The organism is Sphingomonas sp. KRR8 (assembly GCF_023559245.1).
Taxonomy (GTDB): Bacteria; Pseudomonadota; Alphaproteobacteria; order Sphingomonadales; family Sphingomonadaceae; genus Sphingomicrobium.
In genome coordinates, this window is the sequence record NZ_CP097462.1 from 2609671 (window position 1) to 2623244 (window position 13574).

A 13574-nucleotide genomic window follows, 5' to 3' on the forward strand; every position below is an offset into this window, starting at 1 on the left:
CGCGCCTAGCGCTTTGCCGGACGAGCGTTGGAAACGGCGACGGTGACCGGCTGACCTTGCCGGAGACCGCCGTCAGGATCGTTGACCAGGATGCGGACGCGATAGACGAGGTCGGCGCGCAGGCTCTCGGTCTGGACCGACTTGGGCGTGAACTCCGCCGTCGGCGCGACATAGGCGATGGTGCCGTGATAAGTCTTAGTGTTCCCGTCGGCGCTGACCATCACCGCCATGCCGGGCGCAATCCGCGACAGGTCGCTCTCCGCGACATAGGCGCGCACGCGCATCGGCCGGTCGATGGTCAGGGTCACCACGGTCTGCCCCGCCTGCACGATCGCGCCGGGCTCCTGCGCTCGGGTCAGCACCGTGCCGGCGGAGGGCGCCTTGATTTCGGTATCCGCAAGGTCCGTCACCGCCCGCTCGCGTTTGGCGAGCGCGCCCGCGCGGGTGGCTTCGGCGGCGCGAATGTCTTCGCTGCGCGAGCCCGCCTGCTGCAACGACAGCGCCTGCTGCGCCGACTCCAGCCGCGCCACCGCCGCACGATAATCGCCGCGGGTGGCGGTGACCACCGCCTGGCTGACCGCGCCGCTGGGCAGCAGCGATTCCCGGCGTGCGAGATCCTGCCGCGCCTTGTCGACCTGCGCCTGCTGCTCGGCGACGGCGGCGCGGGCGCGATCGATGTCCTGTCGGCGATTGCCGTTGCGCTGCCGGGCCAGCTCGGCATCGGCCTGAGCGACCTGCGCTGACGCATCCGCGATGGCGTCGTCGAACGTGCGGCGATCCAGCCGCGCGAGCACCACCCCCGCCGGCACCCGGCTGCCTTCCTCAAAGGCGATGGCGGCGATCCGCCCCGGCACGCGGAAGGCCAGGTCGACCTGGCGCACGTCGACGTTGCCGTAAAGCTTAAGCTCCTGCTCCGGCTGGTCGAGAAGGCCGAAGCCGCGCGTCAGGAACGCCGCCAAGAGCAGGGCAAGGCTCGCGACTCCCAAGATCAGCACCCGCCGGTTCATGGCTTCCCCTTTCCGCTCAGTCCGTCGAGAATGTGGGCAAGATTGTCGCGCACGGCCGACTGCACGACGGCGACCTCCGCTGGCCCGATGTGAGTCCACCCGGTCAACCGCAGCACGGCGGCATGAGCGACGCGGAACACCATCATCTGCCCCATCAAGGTCATCACCCGCACGCGCACGGCAAGGGGGGCAAGCCGGTCACCCGCGACGACGGTCACCAGCGTTGTCATGCGCTCTAGCACCCGGCCCATAATCCCGCTCCAGATGCGGTCGAAGGCCTCGGTGGGCTCCTGCTGCTCGCGCATCATGAAGCGCGCCATGTCCTCCGTGTCCTGGAGCATGGCGCCGGTAATGACTTTGAACAGCTGCTCGAGCTGCGCCCGCGCTTGTGCCGGCGATGGGGGACCGCTCTGCTCTTGCTGTTCGATGGTGGCGGCGACGAACCCGCCGATCCGGTCACGGATGTGGTCGGCGCAGGCGAGGTACAGTCCGTGCTTGCCCCCGAAGTGATAGGTGATGGCCGACATCGGCCGGCCCGCCGCGCTCGCCAAGGCTCGCGTCGAGGCGCCTTCAAACCCCAGTCGGCCAAAGAGAGGCAGGGCAGCCGATACGAGGTCCACTTGAGGCTGATCCATGGCATTAGGTTATTCGTTCGAACGAACAAGAGTCAATGCTGATACCCAGGTGCGAATTCCGACGCGATTGTGAAGGCAGCTGTGAAAGCCAATTAATGACGACGCCTGGTGGGAAGCGGAACGGCAGCTTTCCGGCCGCGAACGGGTAGAGTCGGACCTTCGTTCAGGCTTCCCGTTGCAGCAGCTATGCGCCCATTGCGGACGTTCCCGGAGGTCCTGCCACTGCCCGTGATCCGGCGTTCGTTCAGCTACGGAGCTGAAGTCCGCATCCGACGCCTTTGGAGGTCCCAGGCAGCTCGATCGGCAATGAGAAGCTGCCAATCCTGCTCATTCTCTCACGAAGAAAGTTCTTGTATCTGCGAATGCTTCGCATTAGCGGGTGAGGACAAGCTTTCGGTTGGGGGTCCAATGTCTCGCCACGTGGCGCTCGGCGCCGTTCTGTTCGTGCTGTCGGCAACGCCTGCCTGGGCCGACGAAAACTATTTCGGCTATTCCTACGGGGCTGAAACGCTGCCGAAGGGCAAGTCGGAAGCTTATCTCTGGCTGACCGACCGCCGGGGGAAGGCCGAGGGTCACTACGACGCTCAGGACTACAAGCTCGAGCTCGAGCATGGCTTGACCGACCGGCTGCAGGTGTCGGGTTACGTCAACTTCCAGAGCCACCACATTCGCGGACTTGAGCCGGAGCTGGCGAATGTGGATCGCAACTTCGGTTTCAAGGGCCTTCAGGCATCGCTGAAATACAATGTGCTCAGCCCCTACAAGGATGGGGTGGGACTGGCCTTCTACGTCGAGCCGGGCTGGTCGCGCATTCACAATGTCGAAGGCGAGCGGACGACCGAGTTGGAACTCGAATTCAAAGCCATCGTCCAAAAAAACTTCCTCGACGATCGGCTGATCTGGGCGACCAATCTGACCCTCGAGCCCGAGTGGGAAAAGGAAAAGGAGGTCGATCCGGTGTCTGGACGCCGTGAAACCGAGTGGGAAAAGGAACTCGCCATCGAAGTCACCACGGGACTTTCCTACCGCGTCGCGCCCAACTGGTTCATCGGCGCGGAGGGGCGCTACCATAGCGAGTATCCCGATTGGACGAGCGGTCTGCATCGTGAGCATTATGCCTTCTTCGCCGGCCCGACCATCCACTATGGCGGCAAGAAGTGGTGGTTCACGGCCACCTATCTGCCGCAGATCTACGGCTCGCCGCACGAGCCAGGCCGCAGCCTTCATCTCGACGAGCATGAGAAGCGCGAAATCCGCTTCAAAGTCGGTTACAACTTCTGAGGACTGGACCATGAGCCGCGACCAAGCATCATGGTTCACGCTGCTTCCTGCCGCTGCGGTCGCCTTCGCGCCGGCCGCACTCCATGCCACCGTCTACCTGACAGCTGATGCGGCGCGGCAGGCGATGTTTCCGGGGGCGAGTTTCGTCTCGCACGACCTTGCCTTCAGTCCGGAGCAGCGCAAGACCATCGCCAAGGCCTCGGGAGTTGGTAGCTTCGACAAGGTGCAGAGCGTGTGGGAGGCACGCTCGGGCAATGCACGGCTAGGCTGGTTCATCATCGATCGCGTGCTCGGCAAGCATGAGATGATCACCTATGCGGTCGCCTTGTCAGCGGACGGCGTGGTGAGGCGGGTTGAGGTGCTGGAGTATCGCGAGACTTACGGCGGCGAAATCCGCAACCCCGCCTGGCGGCAGCAGTTCGTCGGCAAGCGATTCGGATCTTCTGTGCAGCTCGGTAAGGACATAAAGAACATCTCCGGCGCTACTCTGTCCAGCCGTCATGTGACTGACGGTGTCCGCCGGCTCCTCGTAACCTACCAGTTACTCTTGAGGAATGCGTAGGCGCTGCCGGCCTCTTCTCGGAACATTCGTCGAGATCGTTGCCGAGCAGGATCAGGCTGTCGAAGCCGCGTTCGCAGCCGTGGGAAGGGTTCATCGCCTCATGAGTGCGCACGAACCAGACAGCGACGTCTCGCGGATCAATCGGGCAGCCCATTGCGAATGGGTAGCGGTAGACGCCTGGACTGCTGCCGTTATCGAGCGCGCCCTCTACTGGTGGGAGCAGAGCGAAGGGGCGTTCGATGTGCTGGAGGCTGGGAAGGCCGCAATTGATGGAGATCTGCTCCCACGACACCCGGATCAGCCACTGCCGGTTTCCGACGATATGTCGGTGCTTGAGCTAGAGAATAGCCGAGTGAGACTAAGTCTGCCGGCAACAATAGACCTCGGCGGGATCGCGAAGGGCTTCGCGGTTGATCGTGCCGTCGATGCACTGCGCGCTGGGGGAGCCCTCGCGGGACTCGTGAATGCTGGCGGCGACATGCGGGGCTTCGGCGGGGACTGGCCGGTGCAGGTCCGCGATCCGGCGACACAGCGTCCTGTGGCGGAGATCGGGCTCAACGATCGTGCGCTCGCTAGCAGCGCTTCAATTGACGGCTCCATGCTGCACATCTGCAATCCCGACGAGCGCTGGAGGTCGGTGACGGTGTGCGCTCCAATTGCGATCGATGCCGACGCTCTTACTAAGATCGTGCTTGCCGCTTCACCGGTGGCTGCCAAGTGTCTGAGACATGCTGAGGCGCAGGCCTTCGGTATCACTGTCGACGGAACAGTCGAAGCACTTGCCCTCGAGAAAGCATGAGAAAGCGGCCCTCCTTCAATCTTCGGCTTGCCCGCTGGCACGAGTGGCTGATCTACGTTGTGGTCGTTGCTCTTGCGGGGAGCGGAGTGGCTTGGCTGTTGCTGGACAAGTTCGGCCAGATCGAAGGTGAGTTCGGGCCTGAACCGCATCCAGCTCTTTCTTGGATTCTCACAACTCACGGCGTGCTGGCCTATGTCTTCGTAATTGCCTGCGCGATGCTGATTACCGTGCACATGCGCCTTGGATGGTATGCACGCCGCAATCGCGTCAGCGGCCTCACGCTCGTCGTGGTAAGCCTGCTGCTGACCCTCAGCGGACTCGTTCTCTACTACACCACAGCCGAGCAGCTTCGCGGTGTGGCCAGCACCGCTCACTGGGTGATCGGCCTCGCACTTCCGCTCGCGCTTCTCGTTCACCAACTGCGCGGCAAAGGCCAGCGTCGCGGCGGGTCCGACTTCTCGTGACTTTCTTGAATTGTGTGAGAGAGCGCTATGGGTTCGTGCCGAAAGGCTACTTCGGCTGCTTCGGCAACTCTTCGCTTTCTGTGATGTAAGCCGACCGTCGGCTCACGGCCACTCATCTCGTCGACTTCCCAGGTGTCGCTGTGGAAACAAAGGAATCGGTTTTCGGGGTAACACAGCGTGGCGCCATGCAGCGAACACCGCTAAGCGATTGGCATGCGGCTTGAAATCACCTGTGCCTCGTGTGGCAGCAATCGGCTGTCCCTGTCAGAAGCGAATACCGATCACAGCGTGGTTGAGTGCCTTGAGTGCGGTCACGACGTAGGCACTTTGGCGGAGTTGAAGGAGCGGGTAGCTGCGGAAGTGGTCCGCCAGGTTCAAAACTCGCAAAGACGAGATTAGCTACTGCTCGCCTTCGTCTCGTTCACGTCGGTGCCGCTGCAGCATCTCATTTGAGTCGTGGAGTAGCTTCTCGGTTCTAGCGATGCTGTCCCGAAGCCCTCGCTGACTTTCCTCGACTTCCGCAGCATGCCTCTCACTGCGCTGCTCGCGTGTTTCCTTGTCTGCCATTGTCCAACTCGTTCTCGTCGGATGGGTCAACATAAGTCACCAAGACGAACGTACGCAACTACTCAGGCGGTACTCGTGACAAACAGAGGACGCGCCGACGGTTCTCGATATCCCGCTGAGCGCAGACTTCTCCAATGGGTGGAATCCGGACATTCAGCGTTTCGGAAATATCCATAGGACAGCGCAAGCTAGTAGCCCGCACGTGGTCACGGCGACCAAGTCGAGGTCTCTGTCACCGCTCCCCCAAAGCAGCCCGCACCCGAGCACAGTTAGCGTGAAAATGAGTATGGCAGCGGCTCTTCGGCTCATTGCGGGAACCGTGAGCGCACGCTCGGTCAAGTTCAATCGTGAGATCATTAAATGCAGTTCAGCCAACGATGCGCGGTAGGAGATACCATGTGGAGCCGAGCGCAAGCGCGATCCAGATCAGGATGACGACCGCAAGACCTGCGCGCGAGGTGGGCTTTGCTTGATTTAGCGCTTGGTTGCGGAGGTCACTCATGACCGCTGGAGGGATGAGCCGCACGGCGGCAGCTATTCCGAGCGGAACGATCAGGAGATCGTCAAGATAACCGAGCACCGGGATGAAGTCTGGTATGAGGTCGATAGGCGAAAGCGCATATGCGGCTACCGCACCTGCGACGGCCTTTGCGTGCCAAGGCACCCTCAGGTCGCGAGCCGCAAGCCATAGAGCAATAACATCCCGCTTCAGCGCTCGTGCCCAGGTCTTCGCTCTCTCCAACATGCGGGCACAGTGGAGGAGCTACCCAAGGTCCACAATGGGTCGCAAGCGGTCGTCCCTGTTGAAGCTGAACGAACGGCCGGAAAGCTAGCTGGGCGTCCGAAAGCGGACGGTCTGTTTGCGGCCAGAAAACGACATCTGCTTGCTACGATAAAAGCGGCCAAGCCGAGATGCTTCTTTGAGAGCGGCACAGAAATCTGACTGACCGAGACAATCTCGCCGTTTTCCCAGCATCTCTTAACTCGGATTAAAGGCCGTTGCGCGAACCCGTGTGCTGGATCAGAGTTAGCGGGTTGGTTCAGGGGGCGGTATGCGTAATTTGAGGTATTTGTTGCTACTCGGGGTCTTCGGGCTCGACCCGGCAATGGGGCAGGGTCAGGCGGTCCTGACCGAAGTCGCTGCTGCCAAACCTGACAACCGCCGGCCGTTGGTTGGACCGGCGCCTAGCTGGGCGCTGAAGGCTGACATCCCGCCCGCTCCAGCAGCAACTGAGGGTGCTGCCAGCGTCAACGTTCTTGCTGACCGGCAAGTCCGCTTCTCGCACGAGGGGATGCTGTCTTACGTCGACTTCGCGCGCAAGATCATGACCCCGCAAGGCCTTCCGGATGGCGCATTGCAAGTCGGTTGGGACCCCAGCCTCGAGAAGATCACCTTCCACAGCTACCGGATCATTCGCGATGGTCAGCCCATCGATCTCCTCGGCGACGGATCCAAGCTGACGATCGTACAGCGCGAAGAGAAGATGGAGGACGCGGCACTTGATGGTGAGCTCACCGCTTCACTTCAGCCATCTGATCTCAGGGTCGGGGACATCGTCGAGTATAGTTACACGCGCGAACGGCACGATCCGGCGCTTGGCGGTCACTCCGAGATCCTCACCGGACCTGCCGATGGAGCGAACTATGGCCGCTTTCGCAACCGGCTGATCTGGCCCGCAGACGTCAAAATGAACTGGCGCAAGCTGCCGGGCGTCCTCAATCCCACGTTGACGAAGACCGCGCTTGGCAACGAGTTGCTGATCGACCTGCGGGCCGTGCGCACCCCCCTGCCTCCTGAAGCTGCACCGGCTCGCTTTCGCGCCGTGAATGCCGTGGACCTGTCCGACTTTGCTGACTGGCGCTCGGTCGCGCAGACGATCCTGCCTTTCTACACCAAGGCGGCAACGCTCGCGCCCAACAGCGAAGTGAAAGTCCAAGCCCGGAAAATTGCCGCGACCACCACTGACCCGCGCCGCCGCGCCGAACTAGCGCTGGCGCTTGTTCAGGACCAGGTCCGATACCTATTTCTTGGCATGGATGACGGCGGCTACATTCCGGCTGCCGCCGACCTGACGTGGTCGCGCCGGTTCGGCGATTGCAAAGGCAAGACGGTTCTGCTGGTCGCGCTGCTTCGGGAACTTGGGATCGCGGCTGAGCCGGTGCTCGTGCACACCGAGTCCGGCGACTTCGTGCGTACGAGGCTCCCCGCGATGGGCTCCTTCGATCATGTGATCGTCAGAGCCACGGTCGCCGGCGGGACCTATTGGCTCGACGGTACCCGGCTTGGTGATACTCGGCTCGAGTTTTTGCGGACCCCTCCCTATCACGTTGGTCTGCCGGTCAGCCCAACCTCTGCCGGCCTGGTCCCAATGGAGCCGGAGCCCTTGACCGAGCCGAGCGAAACCTTGTCCCTCGATCTCGACTCCAGCGCCGGCATCGAAGTCCCGGCCATTGCATCGGGAGAGATGCGATTTCGCGGCATGAGCGGCACAGACATGCGAGTGAAGTACAGCGGCCTGTCGCCAGCCGATCAGCAACAGCAGCTGCGTGATCTCTGGCGCAAGAATTACGACTTCGTGTCGCCTGTGACCATCACCACTGCCACCGATCCGAAGACAGGCGACTTCCTGGTCACCATGCGTGGTACCGCTAAAATGGATTGGTATACTGACGCCGACGCGCGCTGGTACGAGCTGGACCGGGCGCGTCTTGGGTGGAAATTCGACACAGACCGGACAAACATGGTCAACGCCGATGCCCCCTTTGCGCTGGACTATCCCGATTACTGGGAGAGCCGCGAGACGATCAAGCTGCCGCATGACGGGGAAGGCTTCAGGCTTCAGCAGGAGCCGATCGATCAGGAGGTGCAGGGCATATACGCAATGCACCGCAAGGTGGCCATCTCTGGCGGTCTGGTGACCATGGAAGCAAGCACCCGCGCGCTCGCTCCCGAGTTGCCGATCGCGCACGCCGAGCAAGCCCGCACCGAGCTCGCCGCGCTTCGTCTCAAGGGCGCCTACGTCCGTGTTCCGGACGATTATACGGCGACCGAGGCCGACATCGCGGCCTTGCAGAGCGACAAGCCCGCATTGGCGCAGGCACTGCTCCATCGAGGCGCCGTTCGCTACGATCGAGGCGATTACAAGGCTAGTCTGACTGACGAGGATGCGGCAATCGCGCTCGATCCCAAGCTCGCCGCTGCTCATGCGGTGCGCGCGCTGGCGCTATCCATGATGAATGATCCGCGCGCGGGGCCCGCAGCCGACACCGCACTCGCGCTGGACCCGAAGCAGACGCTCGCTTTGCGGGCCCGGGTGAATCTTGCAAATACGCAGAAACGCTATGCCGATGAGGAAGTGGGGCTCACCCAGCTGCTCGCCCTTGAGCCAGGTGACGCCAGCTTGTTCCTAAGCCGTTCAGGCATTCGTCTCCTTCGCGGTAACTTTAGCGGTGCACTCGCCGATGCGGACGAGGGCATCGCCATCAAACCGAGTTCGCTGCTGTGGATGGCACGCTCGGCTGCACTTACCGGGCTGGAGAGAATGGACGAGGCGCTGGCTGACTCCGATCGCGCAGTAAGTAGCGACCCGGACAATCGCACGGCTCGCGAAGTTCGCGCCGAGTTGCGGCAGGCAGCCGGTAAGCGCGCTCTCGCGGTCAACGACCTGGACGAGCTGATCCGCCGCTGGCCCAGCGCTTCTCACTACCTAAGCAGGGCGCAACTCCGCCTGCCGACCGAAAGCGCGTTGCGAGATGCGGACGTGGCGGCGGCGATGAAGATCGATCCGCAATCACAGCAGGCGGTCCTCTTGCATGGCCTCTATGCGGTCGAGGGCGGAAACCTCGCTTCGGCGACTGCCGATGTTGCCAAGCTTCAGCAGCTAAAGGCCAGCGATGGAGAGATCATCCAGCTTCGGACCCGCATCCTCGAAAAGCAGGGCCGGTCAACGGAGCTTGTTCAGCTGCTGGACGCTTATGTCGCTAGGCACCCGCGAGATGCCACTGCGCTAAATCAGCGGTGCTGGGCCAAGGCCACGCATAATATCTCCATGAACACAGCATTGGATGATTGCGAATCCTCGTTGAAGTTACGCCCGAATAGCCCCGCGACTCTCGACAGTCGGGGCTTCGTCCGGCTGCGGTTGGGGCAGAATGCCGCCGCGATCAGCGACTACGACGCTGCACTCAAGCTTGCTCCCAAGATGGAAGCATCGCTCTACGGACGCGCGATCGCCAAAGCGCGGCTAGGCGACATGGCGGGCGCTCGTGCCGACCTCGCGCTTGCTCGAAGTCAGAACGGCGAAGTCGAGAAACGTTTTCAGGGGTATGGGATCGAACTTCCCACGGAGCTGCGGAGTGCAATCACGGGGGTTGAAGCGAACACGGCAAACACAAACTAGTGCACCCAGAGGCAGGAACATGACCGTCGGCGTTCAACTTTCCAGGGCGCTACAATTTCGTTGCATTGTGTGAGGTGGTCAAATGCGACCACGCACAGGCACAACGGACGGCGAGTCTGCAGTTTGGCACCCCTAAGCAGACGATCTGTTCTCGGCCAAAAGAGGTCATCGTTGTGGAAGTTTGAACCGGCCCCAGCGTCAATCACAGGCTGAGCTGGTGTGCCACCAGAGCCGAGAGGCATGACCGGGGCTCTACCAGCCTAGCGAGTTCCGCTGGAGCGGAACTTCGACGACGCCGCCAGCGGCATTCAGTGCCTTTTGCACCTCGGGACGCAACGCGACCTTGGCTCTTCGAAGATCGCGAGGGTCGATTGGCGCATTTGGAGCCGGCTTGGCGTAATTAGCCAGTTCTTTAAGTGCAATCGGGCGCTGCCGTTGATCCATGAGCCGCTTGACGTACGAAGCCGCCGCCTCCGCCTCCTCCCCGCTGCAGAGTCTGAGGTCGGTTACGGTGGCCGGATCGTCGCTCTCGTGCGCGATTGCCTCGCGCAGAACGGCTTGAGCCTCGGCGACCTTGCCGGAGAGCGCGAGCGCACAACCGCGCACGCTCAGCGCCTGCATCTTGCCGAATGGACTCATATCTCGCTTTAGAAACTCGGGGCTCACGGAGCGCAGGGCATCATCGTACCTGCCAAACGCGACCTGTTGCGTTCCCAGATTGATCACCTGGCTGACATTAGGCGAACCGTCTTCGTTCAGAGCGCTACCACTTGTAAACGACGCCACCATCGCGTCGTAATTGCCCGCCATGCTGTGCGCATAGCCTAGCTCATTCCACCACCAGGGTAGGTTCTCGGCCTGGTCATCGAAAGGAGGGCTGCTCTCGATACGGCTTCGAGCCAATTCAAGCGCCGCGATGGCATCGGCCGGGCGGCCGAGCTGACGAAGGGCGTTGGCTTCCCCGATCAGTGGTCGAAGCGAGTTTGGAAAACGCTTCTTCAGGTCGCGTAATCGGTTCAGATCCGCCTCTGCAGCAACGCGAAGATTAGAGGACAGACGAGAAGCGGCACGAAGATCTGGATTGAACAGAGCTTCCGTGATTGCGGAGACGCTCGAAAGCTCTGCCGCCAGCTTGAGCGCTCCAGCGCGATCGCCCTCGGCCATATAGTATCCAGCCAAAATCGCCTTGGCGTTGCCCCGTCCGTCATCGATGATGAACGAGGGATCCTCCGGTTCGTACAGCGGAGCGGTCAGGATCGTTAGCAGGCGCTTATCAAGCCCATTCAGCCTGGCCCTTTTTAGAGCAAAATGCAGACGCCAAATCCATCGCGGATCGAGGCCGTTTAGTAAGGCTGCCCTGCTTTGCCTCATCGATTCCAAGGTCTCGACAGCCTGGGAATAACGCTCGGCATCGTAATCGGCGGAGAACCGCATACGCCAGGCCAGATCGGACGCTTCGGTCAGGCTCGTGGCGCGGTGGGCGTACTGACCGGTCTTCTCAATCTCATTCAGTTGCGCGTTGCACACGATGGCAAGATCAAAGGCGGCCGCGAGAAGGTTGGTAGGCAGGCCTGCCGTGTTCCCGTCTACGACCGGCCCAACCTCTTTCAAGGTTGTCTCGCAATCTTCTCGCTGCGCGGCTTCGGCCGCCGCTTTAAGATGAGTTGCAGCTGCTTCAGACGGGCTCTGCGTGGTGCCAACAATCGTCGTCGGGATGGAGGCTGTGGCAAGCGCCAACAGGCTAACAACTAACGTCCCCATGTGCTCGTGAGCCCCCGCTTATTACTTCGCCGATTGATTGCGCGAACGCGCGGAATGCGCAACTACCTTCCCTAGTCTAGTTGGTGGGCCCTCCGATTTCGGAGGGCATTTCAGGCCGCCCCGAGGCAGGTTTGGGCGGAAGCAGACCGTCCGCTCTTGGCAGAGGAGTCGATGTTCCAGCCGTTCGTTCAGTTTCGCGCAGACGGCAATGGGAGTCCTCGCACATAGCCCCAATGCACAAGTCACACCGTCTTAGCTTGCCCGAGTTTAAGGCTGGGATGCTTCGGCCCCGTTCAGCGGATCGCGGCGCGAGCTGCTCCTGTCCCTGCCAGCCGCGCCATTTGCAACGCGGTCAATCTGCCGAGCTGCTGACTTCCCCTGTGAAGAACCCTCTTCACGCATATGCGGGGACGGTGCCGAACCGCCGGCCAAAAACCCATTGAGTGAGCGCCCGTCCATTCCAAGTTCCCCCATCAGCGCGTCGATCAACGGCCCGCCCACACGATAGCGCATGGCGGCGGCGACGGCCGCATCCGCAAGGTTCCCCTCCCCCGCGCCTGAGCCACCAGGCCCGCCTTGTTCACCGTGCAGTCCCCGCGCATCGACGATGCTGATCTTGTCGATGTTCTCGATGGGCTTACTCGCTGCAGCGATGATTGCCGGCAGAGCGTCCAGCATGGCCTTGCGGACCAGCAGCGCAGTCTGATCTGTGCTGAGAATGTTGGTGGCCTCGTTAAGCGCGGCCTGACCCGCAGCATCAACCCGGAAGGCTGCCTCGCGGCCCTCGGCGCGCGCTTTCTCGGCGTCGGCTTCGGCCGTCGCTTCGGTGCGGATCGCCGCCGCGCGGGCTTCGGCTGCTTCCTTCTCGGCCGTAGCCGCAACCGTGATCTGGACGGCCTCCTCCTGCGCACGCTGCGTCGCCGCGATCACCGCCACGTTCTTGGTGCGGTTGGCGATTTCCGTCGCTTTGGCAGTTTCGACGCTCTCCTCAGCGCGAACGGCTAGCGCGCGTGCCTCGTTAGCAGCCGCAGTAGCGGTCGATTCCTCCTCCGACTTCTGAGCAGTCTGAACGGCGGTGGTGATGCGGGCCAGTTCGATGTTGCGGTCGCGTTCGATCGTCGCGGTCTGAATGGCACCGTCACGGGCGATCGTGGCCGTTTTCACGACCTTATCCGCCTCCGTTTGGGCCACGGTTTGCGCCTGCGTCGCACTAATTCGGGCAAGCTCGGCCAGCCGCGTCTGCTCAGCTTCCGCCGTTGCGATTGCCGTCGCCTGTTCGGCGCGCCGTGCGGACAATGTCTGTTCCTGCAGCAGCCGGGCCTGCTCGGCGGCCTGGGCGATCTCAAGCGACTGGTTGTTCGCCTCGAGATTCCGCTGCTCGATCTCGACCCGATTGGTCGCGACGATGTCGTTGCGGATCTTCTTGCGCTCCTCGATCGTCCGGGTGAGCACAGTCAGCCCTTCCGCGTCGAAGGCGTTATTCTCGTTGAAATGCTCGAACGCCGTTTGGTCGAAGTGCGTGATACTGACCGACTCAAGCTGGAAGCCATTCATGTCCAGATCGGTCATCAGTGCTTCCTGCACCTTCTGGATGAAGTCGGCGCGGTTGGCATGAAGGTGCTCCATCGTCATTGTCGCCGCGACCGAGCGCAGCGCAGACACGAGCTTGCCATCCAGCAGTGCCTTCACGGCATCGGGGCTGTTGACCGCGTCACCGAGCGTCTGAGCCGCCGCCGCAATGGAGGTCGCGTCGGGCTTGACCTTGATGTGAAACAGCCCGACGACATCCACCCGCAACTTGTCAAGCGTGATCAGCGCGTCCTTGTTGAGACGTGACACTTCCAGCTTCACCGTCGTAAGCCGCACCTGCATCAGCTCATGCAAGACGGGAATGACCATGATGCCGCCGTTAAGGACGACCTTTTCTCCGCCGAAGCCTGTTCGGATCAGCGCGACGTCCTTGGTTGCACGCCGGTATAAGCGCGTCAGGATGATCCCAATCACCAGCAGGGTTAGAAGAACGATCCCGGCGTAGATCAGCACGGTCAACACAGATGCGGGCACGTCGGCCTCCACTTGCTGGAAGAATTAAGAAACG

The 13574-nt window shown here is 61.9% G+C and carries 10 protein-coding genes; 5 read left to right on the forward strand and 5 right to left on the reverse strand.

The window, feature by feature from the left end:
* Window positions 1–5: 5 nt before the first annotated feature.
* Window positions 6–1007, reverse strand: coding sequence for an HlyD family secretion protein (locus M8312_RS13200; RefSeq protein WP_250118142.1), 1002 nt, complete (start codon window positions 1005–1007; stop codon window positions 6–8).
* A complete protein-coding gene (locus M8312_RS13205) occupies window positions 1004–1642 on the reverse strand; it encodes a CerR family C-terminal domain-containing protein (protein ID WP_250118143.1) in 639 nt (212 codons plus the stop codon). The genes M8312_RS13200 and M8312_RS13205 overlap by 4 nt, the downstream gene beginning before the upstream one ends.
* Before the next feature lie 408 nt (window positions 1643–2050).
* On the opposite strand from M8312_RS13205, the gene M8312_RS13210 reads away from it, so the two are divergent.
* The 4 genes from M8312_RS13210 (at window position 2051) to M8312_RS13225 (ending at window position 4748) form a co-directional block, all read left to right on the forward strand.
* Window positions 2051–2923 (forward strand): DUF6662 family protein, encoded by an 873-nt coding sequence (locus tag M8312_RS13210; RefSeq protein WP_250118144.1) that lies wholly within the window; start codon window positions 2051–2053, stop codon window positions 2921–2923.
* Between the two features lie 10 nt (window positions 2924–2933).
* On the forward strand, window positions 2934–3485 hold the full coding sequence (locus tag M8312_RS13215) for an FMN-binding protein (RefSeq protein ID WP_250118145.1): 552 nt from the start codon (window positions 2934–2936) through the stop codon (window positions 3483–3485).
* Window positions 3478–4284 (forward strand): FAD:protein FMN transferase, encoded by an 807-nt coding sequence (locus M8312_RS13220; protein ID WP_250118146.1) that lies wholly within the window; start codon window positions 3478–3480, stop codon window positions 4282–4284. The genes M8312_RS13215 and M8312_RS13220 overlap by 8 nt, the downstream gene beginning before the upstream one ends.
* 98 nt (window positions 4285–4382) lie before the next feature.
* Window positions 4383–4748 (forward strand): hypothetical protein, encoded by a 366-nt coding sequence (locus M8312_RS13225; protein WP_250118147.1) that lies wholly within the window; start codon window positions 4383–4385, stop codon window positions 4746–4748.
* Between the two features lie 934 nt (window positions 4749–5682).
* Here the strand turns inward: M8312_RS13225 and M8312_RS13230 are convergent.
* The gene (locus tag M8312_RS13230; RefSeq protein WP_250118148.1) at window positions 5683–6060 is read right to left on the reverse strand and encodes a YkvA family protein; all 378 of its coding nucleotides are present in this window, start codon (window positions 6058–6060) and stop codon (window positions 5683–5685) included.
* A gap of 307 nt (window positions 6061–6367) precedes the next feature.
* Here M8312_RS13230 and M8312_RS13235 point away from each other — a divergent pair, with 307 nt between their 5' ends.
* Window positions 6368–9715, forward strand: a complete 3348-nt coding sequence (locus M8312_RS13235) for a DUF3857 domain-containing protein (RefSeq protein WP_250118149.1) — start codon at window positions 6368–6370, stop codon at window positions 9713–9715.
* A 252-nt stretch (window positions 9716–9967) separates the two neighbouring features.
* Here M8312_RS13235 and M8312_RS13240 read toward each other — a convergent pair whose 3' ends face one another.
* Window positions 9968–11476, reverse strand: coding sequence for a tetratricopeptide repeat protein (locus M8312_RS13240; RefSeq protein WP_250118150.1), 1509 nt, complete (start codon window positions 11474–11476; stop codon window positions 9968–9970).
* 267 nt (window positions 11477–11743) lie between these two features.
* Window positions 11744–13540 (reverse strand): flotillin family protein, encoded by a 1797-nt coding sequence (locus M8312_RS13245; protein WP_250119790.1) that lies wholly within the window; start codon window positions 13538–13540, stop codon window positions 11744–11746.
* Window positions 13541–13574: the final 34 nt, after the last annotated feature.

Bases quoted from the DNA above. Each gene is read 5' to 3' on its own strand.
- M8312_RS13200 (WP_250118142.1), bottom strand. From the start codon at position 1,007: ATGAACCGGCGGGTGCTGATCTTGGGAGTCGCGAGCCTTGCCCTGCTC.
- M8312_RS13205 (WP_250118143.1), bottom strand. From the start codon at position 1,642: ATGGATCAGCCTCAAGTGGACCTCGTATCGGCTGCCCTGCCTCTCTTT.
- M8312_RS13210 (WP_250118144.1), top strand. From the start codon at position 2,051: ATGTCTCGCCACGTGGCGCTCGGCGCCGTTCTGTTCGTGCTGTCGGCA.
- M8312_RS13215 (WP_250118145.1), top strand. From the start codon at position 2,934: ATGAGCCGCGACCAAGCATCATGGTTCACGCTGCTTCCTGCCGCTGCG.
- M8312_RS13220 (WP_250118146.1), top strand. From the start codon at position 3,478: ATGCGTAGGCGCTGCCGGCCTCTTCTCGGAACATTCGTCGAGATCGTT.
- M8312_RS13230 (WP_250118148.1), bottom strand. From the start codon at position 6,060: ATGTTGGAGAGAGCGAAGACCTGGGCACGAGCGCTGAAGCGGGATGTT.
- M8312_RS13235 (WP_250118149.1), top strand. From the start codon at position 6,368: ATGCGTAATTTGAGGTATTTGTTGCTACTCGGGGTCTTCGGGCTCGAC.
- M8312_RS13240 (WP_250118150.1), bottom strand. From the start codon at position 11,476: ATGGGGACGTTAGTTGTTAGCCTGTTGGCGCTTGCCACAGCCTCCATC.